Raw genomic sequence first — 18,012 nt, 5'->3', positions numbered from 1 at the left:
TCCCCCCATTATGAAAAAATATTTTTTTATTGCCTTTTTAAGCAGTTCTGTTCTGCTTACCTCCTGTGTGTCTTCAAAGGTTTATAAGGATCTCGAAAGTCGACATGCTCAGTTGCAGGATGAAAACCGTGAGCTCTCACGCAATTACAGGGATCTTCAATCCCGTAATGAGAAAAATGAAGCAGATCTTGCTGCACTTCAGGCCGAATATGAAAAGACAAAAGCTGAACGCGATATGCTTCAGGAGCAGTACAACACTACAAGGACCAGCTATGAAAAGTTAAAAACTTCCTATGATGCATTGGAGGCGAACAGTTCTTCTGCACTTGCTGAAAATTCAAAAAGGAACAGAGAATTACTTGCAGAACTGGACAACAAGGAAAGAGCCCTGGTTGCTGAAAAGGCTAGACTTGAAAAGCTGGAGAAAGATCTGGCTGCCCGTTCAAAGAGAGTTGATGAATTAGAGAGTGTTATCGCTGCTAAGGATGCTAAAATGAATGCTCTTAAAAATGCCATTTCCAAGGCCCTTGTAAATTTTGAAGGCAAAGGTCTTACCGTGGAGCAAAGGGATGGTAAGGTCTATGTTTCTATGGAGAACAAACTTCTGTTTAGTTCCGGAAGCTGGGCAGTTGGGTCCGAAGGGAAAAAAGCTGTGCAGCAACTTGCATCGGTACTCGCTCAAAACCCCGATATCGCAGTACTAATAGAAGGACATACCGATAACGTGCCGTATAATGGAAGCGGTCAATTGAATGATAACTGGGACCTGTCTACTAAGAGAGCTACTTCCATTGTCCAGTTACTGCAGCAAAATCGCGATATAGATCCTCAAAATCTTACGGCTGCAGGGAGGGGAGAATTCGCTCCTGTAGCAACAAATGATACCGCAGAAGGCAGGGCAAAGAATCGCAGGATAGAAGTGATCCTCACTCCCAAACTTGATGAGATCAATAAACTGCTTCAGGAAATAGAATAACTAAAGGGGTCGTGCCAGACTTTTGTGGATATAGAAATTTTCCTCTCCGAGTCTGGCATGATACCAATCTGTCGTTTCTCCTAAGAACTTCAACGTATCGTTTGGTTTAACCTGTGTTGTGATCTCAGCTTTCGTGGAAGGTCCTTTCCGTAGATTTGCAGTGCCTGTAGAAAGGAGATAATCTGAAGCTGCAATAGGTGCTATTTTCTCCGGTTTGGCAGTTTGAAATACATAGGGTAAAGGATTCTGAGCTCCCCTATATCCTTTATATATTCCAAAATGTAAATGTGGTGCGGTTGTTTTAGCATTCCCTGTATTTCCCACGAGGCCCAGGGTATCACCGGGAGAGACTCTCATTCCGGGGGTGGCAATAATACTGTCCAGATGAGCATAATATAAGGATTGTCCCCGCTTGCCATCTCTAAGCCATACCTGTTTACCACCTAGTCCTTTATTTGCTGTTGAAGAGACTCTGCCTTCGGTTACGGCAACTACAGGCGTTCCACGTGTTGCAAATATATCTATGCCTTCATGGCTTCGGCGGCCACCATCACGAACAGCCCCCCAAAAACTCTGAACTGAAGCATTTCCTTTTCCTGCGACAGGAAAGATATACACGGGTTCTTTAAATACGCTTAAGCTGAAAGAGGATGTGGAATTTATTTCCGGCTGAAGCAACAGCTTATAGATTCCCGGCTCATTCACTTCCTGCTGCAGGATTTTTGTGTTGAATTCAGCTGACTTAATATGCTCATAAGTAACTACCGAATCTATCTCCTGCCGGAAGAGATCAATAAACACGAGAGGATTAACAGAGTCGGTATCCACAGAAACCTGTAGGCGTTCCCCCGGATTAAGAGAAAAGTTGTAAGTATAGACCTTTGGAGCAGTGGGAGAGAATTTCCCCGTTTCGGCATAGGGAAGGGCAATAGCTATACTATCGTATAGTGCACTCTCAAAAGCTTGTTTCCATTGGGAAAAAGCTAGAGAATCCTTTTCATAATCACGTTCATACTTTTCTCTTGCCGTAGGTTTATCAAAAATGTCTTTCACTTTGTTTACCCTGGAACAGGAAGTGACACCTGCTAATCCAAAAAGGACCAGGAAACTGAATATCAGTAGTGGGTTTTTCTTTTTCACTTGGTGTAAAATGCAGAAAGTATGCCAATTAAGAACAGGTTTTCTTCAGCCCTATATATTTCAAAAATCTCATTTTCAGGAAAGTTTGGATTTTCCTATATTTAAGAGGAAGAAATCTTAAATGGAAATACAAACTATTCTTGATGGCTACCGTTCAATAATTTTTGTTTACTGACCATAAATAATTAGTATGGAAAAATTAAATCTATAGGAAATAATTATAATATTTTTAGGTATTAATCTTCTAAAACCTCTCTCAAATGGAAAAAAATGAACATAGAAACTCTCCCGGAACTCATAAGGTTTGGGAGGTAAACGAATCCAGCAGGTGCCCTTTTTTGGGTGGTGCGATGAACAAAACCGCCGGCAGTGGAACCTCAAACCGCGATTGGTGGCCAAATCTTCTTAATTTATCTATTCTAAGACAACATTCGAACCTTTCCGATCCCATGGGGGAGGATTTTAATTATGCCGAAGAATTTAAAAGCCTTGATCTTAAAGCAGTAAAAAAAGATCTTCAGGATCTAATGACTGACTCACAGGATTGGTGGCCGGCAGATTACGGTCACTACGGGGGATTATTCATACGCATGGCATGGCACAGTGCCGGTACCTACCGAATAACCGATGGGCGTGGAGGAGCCAGTTCGGGATCCCAGCGTTTTGCACCTTTGAACAGCTGGCCCGATAATGCTAATCTCGACAAGGCCCGCCTCCTTCTTTGGCCGATTAAGAAAAAATACGGGCGAAAAATTTCCTGGGCAGACCTAATGATCCTGACAGGTAATGTTGCCTTAGAGTCTATGGGCTTTCAAACTTTCGGATTTGGTGGTGGTCGTGAAGATATATGGGAGCCCGAGGAAGATATTTACTGGGGTTCTGAAGGAGAATGGGTTGGAAATAAAGAGCGCTATGCAAACGACAATAAATTAGAACAACCTCTTGGAGCTTCTCACATGGGTTTAATCTACGTAAATCCTGAAGGACCTAATGGCAACCCGGATCCTCTTGGATCGGCCAAGGACATTAGGGAAACCTTTGGACGTATGGCGATGAATGATTATGAAACTGTGGCTTTGATCGCAGGCGGCCATACCTTTGGGAAAACTCATGGAGCGGCAGATCCTGTAGAGAATGTGGCTGCAGAACCTGCAGGTGCGCCTATTGAAGAACTGGGACTGGGTTGGAAAAATAAATTTGGCTCGGGTAAAGGACCGGATACCATCACCAGCGGAATTGAAGGAGCCTGGACTCAGACTCCTACGCAATGGAGTAATAATTTTTTTGAAAATCTCTTTGGTTTCGAATGGGAATGCCATAAAGGACCAGGGGGTGCTTTCCAGTGGAAACCTAAAGATGGTGCAGGCGAAGGTTTAATACCAGATGCTTTTGATCCCAATAAGAAGCATGCACCTTTCATGCTCACTTCGGACATTGCTTTGCGTGAGGATCCGGAATATTATAAGATCTCCAAACATTTTCATGAAAATCCAGATGAATTTGCAGATGCTTTTGCCAAAGCCTGGTATAAATTAACTCACCGGGATATGGGACCGGTTTCCCGTTATCTGGGGCCTGAAGTTCCTTCGGAAGAATTGATTTGGCAAGACCCCGTGCCGGCAGTTGATCATGATCTGATTGACAAGAATGATATTGCCGCACTTGAGAAAATGATCTTCAAGTCTGGGCTTGAAGTTTCCCAATTAGTATCCACTGCGTGGGCATCGGCTTCTACCTTTAGAAATTCAGATAAACGTGGCGGTGCAAACGGGGCACGAATTCGCCTTGCACCACAAAGACATTGGGAAGTAAATAATCCGCCCCAATTGCAGCAGGTGATAATGAAACTTGAGGAAATTCAGGAAGATTTTAATAATAGTCAGAATGGAAATAAGAAAGTCTCACTTGCCGATCTTATTGTTTTAGGAGGATGTCTGGCAGTTAAAAAAGCCGCAAAAGATGCAGGCTTTGACATTGGAGTGCCTTTCGCACCTGGTCGTACGGATGCTACAGAGGAACAAACCGACATAGAAGCCTTTGAAGCCCTGGAGCCAAATGCTGACGGATTCAGGAATTATGCAAGGAACAGGGACAATATCGAAGCTTCAGCCGAAGAGATGCTGGTTGATAAGGCACAGCTTCTGGGTCTAACAGCTCCCGAAATGACTGTCCTATTAGGCGGAATGCGGGTACTCGACACTAATTACAACGGTTCAAAACATGGTGTCTTTACCGATAGACCGGGAGAACTTACTAATGATTTCTTTGTGAACCTGCTTGATATGCGTACAACCTGGAAAGCAAAATCTGATTCTCAACATGTTTTTGAAGGCAGTGATCGTATCTCAAATGAAGTCAAATGGACAGGAACAAGAGTGGATCTCATTTTTGGCTCTAATTCTGAACTGAGGGCACTTGCAGAAGTTTATGCCTCCAATGATGCAAAGGAGAAGTTTGTCAGAGACTTCGTAAAAGCCTGGGATAAGGTGATGAACCTGGATCGTTTTGAAATTAAGAACTGATCTTTAACTGCATATTTGCTGTGTAAACTATAAGGAGGTCTTTTTGGGACCTCCTTAATTTTTTCGGCAGGCCTTGAATGTATTCCATATTTTTGTCAGTTATATAATTAAAAATTGAGTATTTTCTTTAGAAAGTGTTAATTCTACTTATGTTTTCTTATTATGTAATAACTTTATTGTTTAACCAAAACATGAAGTTATGATCAAGATCTTAGCAGTTATAATGTTAATTGGAGGTGGAATTGCACTCATCATGGGTGTACTGGGAATATTTGGCAGTCTTGCCTTAATGTTCAGCCCATGGGCATTGGCTATCCTGGGTTTCATATTTTTCATCGCCGGAATTTCCATGCTTAAGTACAGGAAAGATACAGATGAGGTAGCTTCAGAACACAGACAGAGATAACTATAAAGTAACAGAACCGCTCCAAAAAGAGCGGTTCTGTTACTTTATAGTAATTCTGTTTAAAACCGAAACTAATGAGCTGCCGGATTTTCTCTCTCTTTAGGATCTTCTTTCTGATTCACCTCATTTAAGAATTGAAGTGTGCCTTTTTTGAATACCAGGGTCACCCAAACAAATAGCTGACTACATCTTCAATCTTTGAAGTTTTTTGGATCTTAATGATAAAGTTATTTTTTGGGATCTTACTTTGTGTAGAGATGATTATGGAGCTAAACCCCAATTTTTCAGCTTCCATAATTCTTTGTTCTACACGCGTCACCGGGCGTACTTCTCCTGCAAGTCCAACTTCTGCTGCAAAACAAATATCTTTAGGTACGGCAATGTCTTCATTTGAAGAGAGAATGGCAGCCACTACTGCCAGATCCAGGGCCGGGTCGTCTACAGAGATACCACCGGTAATATTCAAAAAAACATCTTTTGCTCCCAACCTGAATCCTGCCCTTTTTTCCAGTACGGCTAGCAGCATGTTCAATCGCTTGGCATTATAGCCGGTTGCCGAACGTTGAGGGGTGCCGTAAACTGCCGAACTTACCAGGGCCTGTATTTCGATCATAAGCGGTCGCACGCCTTCCAGAGTTGCAGCTATTGCAGTGCCGCTTAGATCCTCTTCATTCTTTGAAATAAGAATTTCTGATGGGTTACTCACCTCCCGAAGCCCGTTTCCCTGCATTTCATATATTCCAAGTTCATGGGTGGAGCCAAATCGATTTTTATGTGCTCTCAAAATCCTGTACACATGATTGCGATCTCCTTCGAATTGAAGAACTGTGTCTACCATATGCTCCAGTACTTTAGGTCCCGCAATGCTGCCTTCTTTGGTGATGTGACCGATTAAAATAACAGGAGTAGCTGTTTCTTTGGCGTATTTTATTAATTCTGCAGTACATTCTCTTATCTGCGAAATGCTGCCGGGACCACTTTCGATATAGTCACTATGAAGAGTTTGTATGGAATCAATAATGACTATCTCGGGCGCAAGTTTCTCGATTTGCTGAAAGATATTCTGGGTTTTGGTCTCAGTGAGTATGAAGCAGTTATTGGAATCTGGATTGATTCTTTGTGCTCTCATTTTTATTTGTTGCTGACTTTCTTCACCTGAAACGTACAGCGTTTTATACCTTAAATTCAGGGAGATTTGTAAGAGCAGCGTGCTTTTTCCAATTCCCGGTTCTCCACCTAAAAGGGTAAGGGACCCGGGAACTATGCCGCCACCTAACACACGGTCCAGCTCCTGGTCATTGGTTTTGAGTCTTTCTTCTTTCGATGTTTCAATCTCCGAAATTCGAAGGGGTTTTGCCACTCTTTTAACTACCGGTGAAGAAGGGGATTTCCAGGATTGTTTTTCAGTTTTTTCCAGGATCTCTTCAACCAGAGTATTCCATTCTTTGCAGGAATTACATTGGCCCTGCCATTTGCTGTGTTGTGTACCGCAATTTTGACAGTAAAATGAGGTTTTTAGTTTAGCCATTAAGGTTAAGCTTCAGAAATGAACAGCTAATAACCGAAATCTTGCTTAATTAATTCAGCTTTTTTCAGCATAAAATCGACAGTGACGAAGGCTACTTCCTCCTGCCCGTACGCACTTTGGTAGGTTTTCATAGCCTTTTTAGGTCTTCCACTGGCTTCATAGGCCCGGGCAAGATAATATGTTCCCAATGCCGATGATGGATATTGTTTTCGTGCCAGTTCACCCAATCGCTCCAGGTCATCCCAGTTCTGAATAAATTCAAGAGCTTTGCCTACAGCCAAAAAATCGTTCACCCTTACGTTCTTTTGAATCCCAAAATTGTTGTTGATAACCTCATATTTTTTGGTTAAATAATCGAAAGGTGAGTTTCCTTCCATTACAATTTCATCATATTCTTTTAATCCAATAGGTTTGTAAGAGGAGAAAATATGTTCAAGAGCACCAGGTAATGCTTTGCTGACAAGGGTATAATGAGTGGCAGCATCGAATTCTTCAAAACGGTATTTTAAATTGGGATGATCTAATCCGCTAAGCTGTTTATCCAGACCCTTTATTTCTTTTTTAAGATCTGGGATATCATTTGATCCTGTGCATAAATAAAACCATGTTGATTTGGCCTGAACCCGGAGTGATTCGACCAGGCGATTGGCCATTTCGGGTGCGAGATCGGGACTTAAATTGATATAGGCATGAAACAATGGTTCCGGCTTGAACAGGTAATAATTGAGGAAGTTGGATGTAATATCATGTCCTGCAATGGCCACAAATTTTGAGGTACGATAGGTGTTATCAAGAAAAGGCAAAAGCTCCATTCCCACAAATTCAAAAAACTTGGCTCCTTTTTTTTCAGGTAAATAGCGTTGAGGATCATACATGCTGTCTTCATCACGGCTGTTAACCTGGTTTACCCCTACCACAATAGCTTCCGGAATTTCATCCCAGTAGGAGTAATAATCCACATTCCCGGCCATAGGTTCGAAAAGATAATCCCCATCTAATACGATTATTAAGGGGTATTTCTTTTGTGAGTTTTGATCGTAGTTACGGGGCAACTGAATCTTTAGCTCTCGTTCATTGCCTAATCTTGAGGAGTTAATGGTTTTGTAAAGTGTCTGAGAAAAGCTCAACTGAGCCACAAAAAATATTAGAATAAAGAAGTATAATTTCCTCATATGCAGTAGGTTTTTTCCTAAAGCAATATATATATTATTTCTTTTGATTGTAAAGTGGGAGAAATAATAGGGAAAAACCTCCTAATACCACAACCATTAGGGTTTGAGATCCCCACATGATCCAGCCGAAAGCTTCCCCCGCCTGTTGGTTAATTCCAAAAAGAAGCAGAACTGCACCCATTGCGATAGGATAGATTCCTATCCCGCCATTTGTTGTGGTTATGGCAAAGGTTCCTACTATAAAGGCGGCCATAAAACCTGCTATGGTAAGAGAATTTGTTTCGGGGATGGCGTATTTGATCACGTAAAACATAAGCAGATACATTACCCATATGAAAAGAGTGTGCAGTAAAAATTCTTTTTTTCTTTTCATCTTCAGAATGCTGCGCATGCCTTCCAGGAGTCCGCGGGCGAATTCCCTAATCTTGATCATATATCTGTGGCTGGACCTTCTTATGAGATTCAGGAACAGGATTCCGATGAATACCATTGCAAGAAAAATTCCTATCGTAAGGAAGGGATTTATATCATTAGCCCTGAAGTAGGAGATGAGCTGCTCTGTCTGGATAAGGAATCCAATGATAGTAATGATAAGTACCATAGCCAGATCGGCAATCCTCTCTGATACTATTGTGCCAAAGGCTTTGTCAAAGGGCACCTTTTCATACGTGGCCAGGGTGGCACCTCTTAATACCTCTCCGGAGCGGGGTACGCCTAGGTTGGCAAGATATCCGCTCATAACCGCCATAAAACTATTGGCAAACCGGGGCCTGTAACCCAAAGGTTCTAAGAGGTACTTCCATCTGTATGCACGGGAAAGGTGAGAAAGGACACCAAAAAAAACACTTAACCACACCCATTCCATATCGGCAAGTTTGATGTTGTTCCAAAGCTCCTGCCGTTCCTGTGGCGTAGCGCTGCTTAAAGAATACCAAATCAGGAAAACTCCCAATAATAGAGGAAGAAATGTTTTGGAAAACTTTAAAAGCTGTTTCTTCAAAATTTAATTCAGCAGGTTGTTTTCTTCATTAGGGAAGACCAGTGCAGGTTTGAAATTCTTGGCCTCTTCAATGTCCATTATGGCATAGGTAATAAGAATAAGCACATCTCCTTTGGCAACTTTACGTGCTGCTGCGCCATTAAGAGTAATCTCACCGCTGTTACGAGGTCCGGGAATAGCATAGGTCTCCAGGCGTTCCCCGTTATTATTATTCACTATTTGAACCTTCTCTCCTTCAATGATATTGGCCGCATCCATAAGATCTTCGTCTATTGTAATGCTCCCAATATAATTGAGATCTGCTCCGGTTACTTTAACGCGATGAATTTTAGATTTTACAACGTGAATTTGCATGTTGCTAATTTAGAGCTATATTATCAATTAACCTTATCTCACCCGAATAAGCAGCAATAAAGGCCCGGTATTTTATGTTATTTTCTATATCCCGTATACTGGTTAAGGTATCGGCATTTGCAATCTCAAAATATTCCAGTTCCAAACCAGGATAGGATTCAAACTCCTGAGAAACCCAGGTGTTGATCTCTGTTGCACTTTTTGTGCCAAAATCCTCCTTTACCTGTTGCAGGATACTATATATGAACGAAGCTTTTTGTCGCGCTTCGGGGCTTAACCTTTCATTCCGGGAACTTCGGGCCAATCCATTGATCTCACGGTGTATAGGGCAGCCAACGATCTCCACTTTAAGATTTTGTTTTTCAACAAGCTTCTTTATAATTTGTAACTGTTGATAGTCCTTTTCTCCAAAGAAAGCCTTATCTGGTTCAACCATTTCAAATAGCTTCTTTACAATGGTCCCAACTCCATTAAAATGTCCTTTCCGGAATCTTCCCTCCATTTGATGTTCCAGACCATCGAAAGAGAACTCTTCAGAAATAATTTGATCCCCATAGATTTCAGAAGCCGGAGGGGAAAAAATTAAAACATCCCGGTCAACCTCATTAATCTTTGCTACATCCTGGTCAAGGGTGCGGGGATATTTTTCAAGGTCACTGGGGTTATCGAACTGGGTAGGGTTTACAAAGATGCTCACTACAACCTTATCACAGGCAGAAATAGCTTGTTTAATAAGGGAAAGATGCCCTTCGTGCAAGGCCCCCATAGTGGGTACAAAACCTATGCTCTTTTTTTCATTCTTTAAAGCTTTAATGTGCTTTTTGAGAGCATCCTTCTCCTTAAAAATCTGCATTTTATTCAAACTTAGCGGGGTGCAAACTTAATATAATACTGGCAATCTGCATAAAATTTTGTATTTTTGCGTGTTTTTATTTCACAACAGCATTTAAAGTGATCCTATGAAAGATAAGAGGATATTGTACGTATCATCTGAAGTTATTCCCTATTTACCCGAGACTGAAATTTCATCTATGTCATTTGAAGCCCCCAGAATGGTGAATAGCCATGGTGGCCAAATACGTATTTTTATGCCTCGTTTCGGAAATATAAATGAGCGCAGGCACCAGCTTCATGAGGTGATAAGGTTATCGGGAATGAATCTTGTCATTAACGATCTTGATATGCCACTTATCATTAAAGTTGCCTCTATTCCCAAGGAGAGAATGCAGGTGTATTTTATTGATAATGAAGATTATTTTAAGAGGAAAGCTACTCTTACCGATGAAGAAGGAAATCTTTTTCCCGATAACGATGAGAGAGCAATCTTTTTTGCCAAAGGAGTAATTGAAACGGTCAAAAAACTTAACTGGGCACCAGACATTATTCATGTTAACGGATGGTTATCCTCCATGCTGCCACTATATCTCAGGAACTATTACGGCAATGAGCCGCTATTTAATACGGCAAAAATTGTTACCTCTGTATACAATCAGGACTTCGAAGGGACGTTAGATAATGACATGTACAAAAAAGTGCTCTTTGATGGCTTGGAGAACGATCAGGTAAAACATTTGAAAAAGCCTACCTATGTCAATTTGATAAAAACCGCAGTAGATAACTCTGATGCTGTGATTATCGCAGGAGATAATATTCCTGAAGAACTAAAAAAATATTTAAGTAAACTTGCCAAGCCCGTGTTGGATTACAAAAACAGAGAGGAATTTGCTCAGGCTTACCAGGAATTCTATACCAAACAGGTACTCTCTTAATTAGAAATAAATTTAATGAATTTAAAGAATAAGATGTTGAAAATAACAACAGTTGTAGCTGTTGTTTTTTCGTTTATAGCTTGTGAAGACGATTTCGAAACTATAGGCAGCGGTGTTATTGGAGAACCGGGATTTAATGCAGCTCTTTATGATGAAGCAGAAATCAGCGCCCGCACTTTTACACCCGAAGCCGTGCAAACCAATAACCTGCAGCTTAACCTGCTGGGAGTTTATAGCGATCCCTTGTTTGGGACGCAGGAAGCTAATATTTTATCCAGCGTTATCCTGACTACCCCTAATCCCGATTTTGGTACCGAGCCCGTATTGGATAGTGTTGTATTGTCTATCCCTTATTTTTCCCGGGAAGTCATCGAAGAAGGTGAAACCGAATATAAATTAGACTCCATCTATGGCAGTGGTCCCATAAAGCTTTCTGTAATAGAGTCAAAGTTTTTTCTAAATAATCTTGACCCCGAAACAGATTTCCAACAGAGTCAGAAATATTACTCCAATATGGAGCCCCGTATTCTAAACAATTCAGGAGCTCTGCTTTACGAGAATGAAAATTTCACTCCCTCTGCGCAATCTCTCACCGAGTATGCTCCGGGAAATAACGGGGAAATAGACACCCTTACCCTTGCCCCTGCACTTCGTGTAAAGCTTAATAAGGATTTTTTTCAGAATAAAATTCTGGATAATCAGGGGAGTTCAGATCTGCTTAACTTTAACAACTTCAGGGATTATTTTAGGGGAGTTTATTTAAAGGCAGATCAGGTAGGTGATAACGGCAGTATGATGCTTTTAAATGTTCAACAGGAAAATTCAGGGATCACACTTTATTATAGAACCAATGTTCCGGACAGCAGAGATGAAGATGAGGATGATGACCTGGAGGAGTTGGTAGAAGTAAGAAGATCCTATAAACTCAATTTTGGTAATAGCCGGGTGAATACTTTTAACCAGGAAATGCCAGATTTTAATGATGATGAAAACCTGTTTCTTAAAGGTGGAGAGGGGTCTATGGCTGTTATTGAGCTTTTTTCGGGTCCTGATACTGATAATGACGGCGTCTCCGATGAACTTGAATTTTTAAGGGAAAACAATTGGCTGATAAATGAAGCCAATCTGGTTTTTCATGTGAATCGAAATTATATGACCGGATTGAGAGAGCCGGAGAGAGTCTATTTGTATGACCTGGATAATAGGAGAGTGCTGGTAGATTATGTGCTGGATTCACAGGGGCAAATGAATAATCCTTCCTCGGTTTCAAATAACCGGCATCTGGTTCCTTTAGAGAGGGATGAGAATGGGAATGGTATTAAATACAGGGTGAGAATCACCGGACATATTAATGAAATTCTGAATAATGAAGCAGCAAATGTTCGTCTGGGACTTGTTGTTTCTCAGAACGTAAATCTTATTTCAATGTCTTCCGTTTTGCCCGGAGAAGAGGTGGAGGTCACAGGTGTGCCGGTTTCCTCTATTATTACGCCGCTCGGAACTGTCTTATATGGTCCTGATGCCGAAGATGACGATAAGAGACTAAAATTAAATATTTATTATACAGAACCAAAGAATTAGATTATGTGTGGAATAGTTGGGTACATTGGGTATAGAGATGCCTATCCCATTGTTTTGAAGGGACTTCAAAGACTGGAGTACAGGGGGTATGATAGTGCGGGAATCGCTCTGTTTGATGATAAAGAGTTGAAATTGTGCAAGACCAAAGGTAAGGTTGCCGATTTAAAAGAAAAGCTGGAGAATGAAATTGATACTTCAGGAACTCTGGGTATTGGCCATACCCGCTGGGCGACACACGGGGTGCCGAATGATGTAAATTCGCATCCTCATGTTTCGAATTCGGGAAATCTCGTGATCATTCATAATGGGATCATTGAAAATTATGAATCTCTAAAAAAGGAATTGATCAAAAGGGGATATAAGTTTCATTCAGATACAGACACAGAAGTACTGGTGAATCTTATAGAGGATGTTATAAAAAAGGAAGATGTAAAGCTTGGGAAAGCTGTGCAAATTGCTTTGAATCAAACAATAGGAGCATATGCAATTGCGGTGTTTGATAAGGCTAAGCCAAATGAAATTGTAGTAGCAAGACTGGGAAGCCCTCTGGCAATAGGAGTTGGAGAAGATGAATATTTTATAGCTTCAGATGCCTCTCCATTCATTGAGTTTACTAATAATGCAATTTACCTTGAAGATGGTGAAATGGCCGTGGTGAGAAGGAACAAGGGAGTTAAGGTGAGAAAGATCAAAGATGATTCGTTAGTTGATCCCTACATTCAGGAGCTTCAGTTAAACCTTGAGCAGATCGAAAAAAATAATTTCGACCACTTTATGCTGAAGGAGATCTATGAACAGCCAAGTGCAATTAGAGATACTTACCGCGGAAGATTACTTGCTGAAGAGGGTATTATCAGAATGGCGGGGATAGATGATAACCTGGAGCGTTTTCTTAATGCCCGAAGAATTGTTATTGTTGCCTGTGGTACTTCCTGGCATGCCGGGCTGGTAGCCGAATATGTGTTTGAGGATCTGGCGAGAATTCCTGTAGAAGTAGAGTATGCTTCAGAATTCCGTTACAGAAATCCTATTATAAATTCCGATGATATTGTGCTTGCAATATCACAGAGTGGTGAGACTGCCGATACCATGGCGGCAATTAAGCTTGCAAAGGAAAAAGGCGCATTCGTTTTTGGAGTGTGTAATGTGGTTGGATCTTCAATTTCGAGAGAGACCAATGCGGGTGCTTACACTCATGCCGGGCCTGAAATTGGTGTGGCTTCGACAAAAGCATTTACAACTCAAATCACAGTTCTTACCCTTATAGCTTTAAAGCTGGCCAAGGCTAAAGGAAGTATTTCAAATACAGATTATCATATGCACCTGCAGGAATTGGAGACCATTCCGCAGAAAATTGAAGTTGCCTTAAAGCAAAATGATCATATTAAAGAAGTTGCTTTAAAATATAAAGATGCCCGTAATTGTCTGTATCTGGGACGCGGATTTAATTTCCCCGTAGCTTTAGAAGGTGCTCTTAAATTAAAGGAGATATCTTATATCCATGCAGAAGGTTATCCTGCGGCCGAGATGAAACACGGACCCATAGCCCTTATTGACGAAGAGATGCCGGTGGTGGTGATCGCTACCCGCAAAGGACACTATGAAAAAGTTGTGAGTAATATCCAGGAGATCAAATCCAGGCAGGGTAAGATCATCGGTATAGTGACCGAGGGTGATACGAGCGTTAGGGATCTTGCAGATCATGTGATTGAGGTGCCAGATACCATTGAAGCTCTTACGCCGCTTATCACAACCATTCCGTTGCAGCTGCTTTCTTATCATATTGCGGTCCTGCTTGGCAAAGATGTTGACCAACCCAGGAACCTCGCAAAATCGGTTACGGTTGAATAAAACTTAGATCATCATTATTAAATAAAAACCTGCGGCAGAAAAGTCGCAGGTTTTTTTATACCTCCCCAAAATGGCTTTTCCAATTGGATTTTGGTCTTAAAAATAATCAGGATGTTCAGGTTAGAAAAAGTTATTATTTCTCTTATAGACTTTTATACAAAAAAACTATCTTTGCAGCCTGAAAAAGAGACGGACTTTTATAATAGATTAAAAAGTTGTTACGGGTTCTTTTTTAGTTATTTATAAAAACACAATATTAAAGGAATAGATAATGTCTAAAGTTACAGGTAAAGTTGCACAAGTTATCGGCCCTGTTGTTGACGTGAAGTTCGACACAGAGAATGCTGAATTGCCAAGGATCTTCGATTCTCTTGAGATTACCAGGAAAGATGGATCAATATTGGTTCTTGAGGTTCAATCTCACATTGGTGAAGACACAGTAAGAACGGTTTCTATGGACTCAACCGATGGTTTGAGCCGTGGCGTAGAAGTTTTTGCAACAGGAGCTCCTATCCAGATGCCAATTGGAAAAGAAGTTTTTGGTCGTTTGTTCAACGTGATCGGGGATGCCATTGATGGTCTTGGAAATCTGCCTAAAGCAAATGAAAATGGTCTTCCTATTCACAGGGAGTCTCCAAAATTCGAAGATTTATCTGTTTCGACAGAAGTACTATATACAGGAATCAAGGTAATCGACCTTATTGAGCCTTACGCAAAAGGAGGTAAAATTGGCCTTTTTGGAGGTGCAGGGGTTGGTAAGACTGTATTGATCCAGGAATTAATTAACAATATTGCAAAAGGACATGGTGGTCTTTCGGTATTCGCAGGAGTAGGGGAAAGAACACGTGAAGGAAATGACCTTTTGAGAGAGATGCTTGAATCTGGTATTATAAAATACGGTGATGATTTCATGCATTCAATGGAAGAAGGTGGATGGGATCTTGAAAAAGTTGATAAAACAGCGCTTCTTGATTCAAAAGCAACATTCGTATTCGGGCAGATGAACGAACCTCCCGGGGCACGTGCCCGTGTGGCTTTATCTGGTCTTACCATTGCGGAGTATTTCCGTGATGGTGCCGGAGAAGGGCAGGGGAAAGACGTACTATTCTTCGTAGATAACATTTTCCGTTTTACACAGGCAGGTTCTGAGGTGTCTGCACTTCTTGGACGTATGCCATCTGCGGTAGGTTATCAGCCTACACTTGCAACAGAGATGGGTGCGATGCAGGAGCGTATTACTTCTACCAAGAATGGGTCTATTACATCTGTACAGGCGGTTTACGTACCTGCAGATGACTTGACTGACCCGGCGCCTGCTACAACTTTCGCCCACCTTGATGCAACCACAGTACTTTCGCGTAAGATTGCCGAGCTTGGTATTTATCCGGCGGTAGATCCTCTTGATTCAACATCAAGGATTCTTACTGCGGATATTCTTGGTGCAGATCACTATAACTGTGCTCAAAGAGTAAAAGAGTTGCTACAGAGATATAAAGAACTTCAGGATATTATTGCCATCCTTGGTATGGAAGAACTTTCTGAAGAAGATAAACTGGCTGTATCACGTGCAAGACGTGTTCAGCGTTTCCTTTCTCAGCCGTTCCATGTTGCCGAGCAGTTCACAGGACTTAAAGGAGTACTTGTAGACATTAAGGAAACCATCAAAGGTTTCAACATGATCATGGATGGAGAATTAGATCACCTTCCGGAAGCTGCATTCAACCTGAAAGGTACTATCGAAGAGGCTATCGAGGCCGGAGAAAAAATGTTAGCTGAAGCTTAATAGTATTGAGTACTGAGTAGTTAGTATTGAGATGAATTCTCTAACTACTCAATACTCAATTCTCAATACTAAAAATATGTATTTAGAAATAGTTACTCCGGAAGCCGTTCTGCTTAGTGCAGAGGTAGATTCTGTAAGTGTGCCGGGTGTGGAAGGTCAGTTTCAAATGCTGAATAATCACGCTCCTATAGTTTCTGTACTTACTAAAGGAGAGATCAAAGTCTTTACCCATTCTCATCCTGTAAAATCTGATGATCTGTCAAAAGATTTTAAAAGAGATGCAGCCGATAGTAAGATCCTTATTTTACAAGTTGATGGCGGAGTAGTAGAAATGAAAGACAATAAAGTTATTGTTTTAGCAGATTAAGCTGAACAAAATTTATTCCTATTATAAAAACCTGTTGCGAAAGCGACAGGTTTTTTTGTATTAAGGACTGAAAGGAAAATGCCGCTCCTCCGGAGCTCTGCGGTCTGAACTTTTTAGGATCTATAAACATTTCGCGCCTCCGGAGCTACTTTGGGATGCTGGACTAAAGCCCTGGAAGACGATTTTCTCTAACCCTCCGGCTGAAGCCGGAGATAAATTTATCCTGTGTACGGATTGAACTTCAGAGAGGCGGAATATTTATAGGACAAGGGCTTTGTTAAAAAAAAGAGCGCCAGAGGAGCGACCTATGAATTCGTAAATAACGAACTTTCAATGAGTTGCCACGGCTTTGGCCCGTGGACCAAAGACAAATGAAAATAAAGGCTTTAGCTCAACTGATCTATAGATCTTCTTCCCTATACTCTAAGATATCCCCGGGCTGACAATCTAACTCACGGCAAATTGCCTCCAGTGTCGAAAATCTTACCGCCTTGGCTTTCCCTGTCTTTAAAATAGAAAGATTGGCTGTTGTAATACCAATCTTTTCTGCCAGTTCATTGCTCTTCATTTGCCGCTTTTCGAGCATAAGGTCGAGGTTCACATAAATCGCCATGGTTTAGACCGTTAATTCATTTTCCTCTTTTAAAACTTTTGCATTTTGAAAGATCTTGCTCAGGTAAATGAAGAATAAGCCAATGGCAAGAATGAACCAAAAAGAGCCGAAGGATAATTCCATACCTAAATCAACTCCCACTTTTGATTCAAAAAGAATTTTTTCTAAAAATTCGATAAATCCTTTGGCAAGAGTAATGGTTATAATGAGTTTTCCCACCAGATTTAAAGTCGCTATCTGGAAACTGGTGTATAATTTTCCCTTTAAAAAGTTCCTGATCAGTTTCCTCATGATATAAACCGTATATAATATTAATCCCCCAATTACTAATTCTGCTGAAATGAGAATTACTGTGGAGGGAGTAATTTCTGTAAGGATATTACCATTTACGGTAATAGGATAAAAACTCTCTCCATGGCTAATCGTGATGATAAAAATAATAACAGCACTAAAAAATGTCAGGGCAAGAAGTATAAAGCAGATATCGAGAATAGTTTTTAAAAGAACCGGTTGTTTCATTTATTATTGTTTATCAATAACAAATATAGAAAAATTATTGAATATCAATAATTTTTCACACTTACGAAACCTTGAACCTTGAGTCACCTCTAAAAAGCCTAATTTCGAAAAGCTCTGAGAGGCTACTATTTGACGATTAAATTGTTGTTTCTTATTTGCATTATGATAAACGAGAAAATCAGAGGATTTTTAATGTTTAGAAGGTGAAAAAATCCAGAAAATAAAGAGTTTTGGGATTTCCCGGGACTCCAGGGACACATTTTCTCCATGTTTTTGGCTATCCTCACTAGATTTATCCACATTCCGCGGGCAAATGCCCACATTCGGTTCTTGATGAGCCCCCGATACCTGGTTTTTTTATTTCTAATGTTTACCACAAACTGAAATATAGTGGCTTCTACATTGTTTCTTCGCTGCTTTTCTTCCACAGG

17 protein-coding genes are annotated in these 18,012 nt (G+C 40.8%); 8 read left to right on the top strand and 9 right to left on the bottom strand.

Annotated features, from left to right (window positions below):
* The first annotated feature begins 10 nt into the window (after window positions 1-10).
* Window positions 11-976, top strand: coding sequence for an OmpA family protein (locus G564_RS0109975; protein WP_029037541.1), 966 nt, complete (start codon window positions 11-13; stop codon window positions 974-976).
* On the opposite strand, the gene G564_RS0109970 is transcribed toward G564_RS0109975, so the two are convergent.
* Window positions 977-2,116 (bottom strand): peptidoglycan DD-metalloendopeptidase family protein, encoded by a 1,140-nt coding sequence (locus tag G564_RS0109970; protein WP_245583681.1) that lies wholly within the window; start codon window positions 2,114-2,116, stop codon window positions 977-979.
* A 260-nt stretch (window positions 2,117-2,376) separates the two neighbouring features.
* Here G564_RS0109970 and katG point away from each other — a divergent pair, with 260 nt between their 5' ends.
* Window positions 2,377-4,638 (top strand): catalase/peroxidase HPI, encoded by a 2,262-nt coding sequence (gene katG, locus G564_RS0109965; protein ID WP_029037539.1) that lies wholly within the window; start codon window positions 2,377-2,379, stop codon window positions 4,636-4,638.
* Window positions 4,639-4,837: 199 nt separating this feature from the next.
* Window positions 4,838-5,044 carry a hypothetical protein gene (locus tag G564_RS0109955; RefSeq protein ID WP_029037538.1) on the top strand — a complete coding sequence of 69 codons (207 nt, stop codon included), beginning with the start codon at window positions 4,838-4,840 and terminating at the stop codon, window positions 5,042-5,044.
* Window positions 5,045-5,207: 163 nt separating this feature from the next.
* Here G564_RS0109955 and radA read toward each other — a convergent pair whose 3' ends face one another.
* Genes radA through panC form a run of 5 tightly spaced genes read right to left on the bottom strand, consistent with a single transcriptional unit; the run spans window position 5,208 to window position 9,951 of the window.
* Window positions 5,208-6,572, bottom strand: coding sequence for a DNA repair protein RadA (radA, locus tag G564_RS0109945; protein ID WP_029037537.1), 1,365 nt, complete (start codon window positions 6,570-6,572; stop codon window positions 5,208-5,210).
* Between the two features lie 26 nt (window positions 6,573-6,598).
* On the bottom strand, window positions 6,599-7,744 hold the full coding sequence (locus G564_RS0109940) for an alpha/beta hydrolase (RefSeq protein ID WP_029037536.1): 1,146 nt from the start codon (window positions 7,742-7,744) through the stop codon (window positions 6,599-6,601).
* 34 nt (window positions 7,745-7,778) lie between these two features.
* Window positions 7,779-8,744: a lysylphosphatidylglycerol synthase transmembrane domain-containing protein gene (locus G564_RS0109935; RefSeq protein WP_029037535.1), complete on the bottom strand. Its 966-nt coding sequence runs from the start codon at window positions 8,742-8,744 to the stop codon at window positions 7,779-7,781.
* A 3-nt stretch (window positions 8,745-8,747) separates the two neighbouring features.
* Window positions 8,748-9,098, bottom strand: a complete 351-nt coding sequence (panD, locus tag G564_RS0109930) for an aspartate 1-decarboxylase (protein WP_029037534.1) — start codon at window positions 9,096-9,098, stop codon at window positions 8,748-8,750.
* Between the two features lie 4 nt (window positions 9,099-9,102).
* A complete protein-coding gene (gene panC / locus G564_RS0109925) occupies window positions 9,103-9,951 on the bottom strand; it encodes a pantoate--beta-alanine ligase (RefSeq protein ID WP_029037533.1) in 849 nt (282 codons plus the stop codon).
* A 106-nt stretch (window positions 9,952-10,057) separates the two neighbouring features.
* Between panC and G564_RS0109920 the strand changes: the two genes are divergently transcribed.
* The 5 genes from G564_RS0109920 (at window position 10,058) to G564_RS0109895 (ending at window position 16,449) form a co-directional block, all read left to right on the top strand.
* A complete protein-coding gene (locus tag G564_RS0109920; protein ID WP_029037532.1) occupies window positions 10,058-10,867 on the top strand; it encodes a glycogen/starch synthase in 810 nt (269 codons plus the stop codon).
* Window positions 10,868-10,882: 15 nt separating this feature from the next.
* On the top strand, window positions 10,883-12,448 hold the full coding sequence (locus G564_RS0109915; protein ID WP_037373816.1) for a DUF4270 domain-containing protein: 1,566 nt from the start codon (window positions 10,883-10,885) through the stop codon (window positions 12,446-12,448).
* Between the two features lie 3 nt (window positions 12,449-12,451).
* Window positions 12,452-14,299 (top strand): glutamine--fructose-6-phosphate transaminase (isomerizing), encoded by a 1,848-nt coding sequence (gene glmS, locus G564_RS0109910; RefSeq protein WP_029037530.1) that lies wholly within the window; start codon window positions 12,452-12,454, stop codon window positions 14,297-14,299.
* 271 nt (window positions 14,300-14,570) lie between these two features.
* Complete coding sequence (atpD, locus tag G564_RS0109900) at window positions 14,571-16,082, top strand: F0F1 ATP synthase subunit beta (protein ID WP_029037529.1); 1,512 nt, start codon at window positions 14,571-14,573, stop codon at window positions 16,080-16,082.
* 76 nt (window positions 16,083-16,158) lie between these two features.
* Window positions 16,159-16,449, top strand: coding sequence for a FoF1 ATP synthase subunit delta/epsilon (locus G564_RS0109895; RefSeq protein ID WP_029037528.1), 291 nt, complete (start codon window positions 16,159-16,161; stop codon window positions 16,447-16,449).
* A 400-nt stretch (window positions 16,450-16,849) separates the two neighbouring features.
* Here G564_RS0109895 and G564_RS0109885 read toward each other — a convergent pair whose 3' ends face one another.
* From G564_RS0109885 to G564_RS20485, 3 genes are all read right to left on the bottom strand, one after another.
* Window positions 16,850-17,062, bottom strand: coding sequence for a helix-turn-helix domain-containing protein (locus G564_RS0109885; protein ID WP_029037527.1), 213 nt, complete (start codon window positions 17,060-17,062; stop codon window positions 16,850-16,852).
* A gap of 3 nt (window positions 17,063-17,065) precedes the next feature.
* Window positions 17,066-17,581, bottom strand: coding sequence for a DUF2975 domain-containing protein (locus tag G564_RS0109880; RefSeq protein ID WP_029037526.1), 516 nt, complete (start codon window positions 17,579-17,581; stop codon window positions 17,066-17,068).
* A gap of 125 nt (window positions 17,582-17,706) precedes the next feature.
* Window positions 17,707-18,012 (bottom strand): transposase (locus tag G564_RS20485; RefSeq protein ID WP_037373734.1); only part of this gene is annotated, 306 nt, incomplete at its 5' end.

Origin of the sequence: Salinimicrobium xinjiangense DSM 19287 (assembly GCF_000423585.1) — a bacterium.
Taxonomy (GTDB): Bacteria; Bacteroidota; Bacteroidia; order Flavobacteriales; family Flavobacteriaceae; genus Salinimicrobium; species Salinimicrobium xinjiangense.
Note: the sequence above shows the minus strand (reverse complement) of the source record. Positions and strands in the feature narration are given on the sequence as shown.